General features: G+C 72.6%; 1 protein-coding gene. It reads left to right on the top strand.

The features are described 5' to 3' along the window. Window positions 1-44: 44 nt before the first annotated feature. On the top strand, window positions 45-780 hold a 736-nt coding region (locus tag DD1DGNOD_RS26370; protein ID WP_430827742.1), incomplete at its 3' end, for a sacsin N-terminal ATP-binding-like domain-containing protein.

The raw sequence follows: 780 nt of genomic DNA, 5'->3' as shown, positions 1-780 counted from the left end.
TCCCCGGGGCACTGACAAGGGCCGTCGAAGAGGAGGATGGGCTGATGGACACGCAGCCGTACGGGAACGTGATTGTGGACGCCGCCGACGGCGAAGCCCTGGACGACTCGTTCGGGACGGCCGCCGTCCGTCGCCGGGTGCTGGACGCCTGGGCCGCATCCCCCGCCCGTTTCCGCGAGGACGCGAACGCCGAAGAGGACGCCGCCCGCGGCGCCTACCGCGACCGCCTCGTCGTGGAGCTGCTCCAGAACGCCGTGGACGCGGCCCATGCCGCAGGTGTCGGGTGTCGGGTCCTCATGACGCTGACCAGCGACCGCAACCCCAACGACGACAATCACGGCGGTGACGGTCGCGGCGGTGACGGTCACGGCAGCCGTGGCGGCATGCTGGAGATCGCCAATACCGGGATGGCGCTGTCCGCACCGGGGGTCGAATCGCTGTCGACGCTGCGCGCCTCAGCCAAACGCGACACAGCGGCCCTCGGTCGCTTCGGGGTCGGCTTCGCCGCCGTCCTGGCTGTCAGCGACACCCCGTCGATCGTGTCACGGGACGTCCAGGTGACTGCGGGCATGCCGGCCGGTAGCCGCGGGGTCCGCTGGTCGAAGCAGGAAACGATCGACGCGATCGGCGCGCTCGGCGTGCCGGCCCTCGATGCCGAGCTGGCGCGCCGGGACGGCGCCGTCCCGGTGCTCCGGCTGCCCTCCCCCGTGGTCGACGCGGTGCCACCGCCGGACGGTTACGACACCGTCGTCCGGCTGCCGCTGCGCGACGTCGACGCGA

Source organism: Candidatus Protofrankia californiensis (assembly GCF_900634765.1).
GTDB classification, from domain to species: Bacteria; Actinomycetota; Actinomycetes; order Frankiales; family Frankiaceae; genus Protofrankia; species Protofrankia californiensis.
This window is presented reverse-complemented; position numbering and strand designations above follow the sequence as displayed.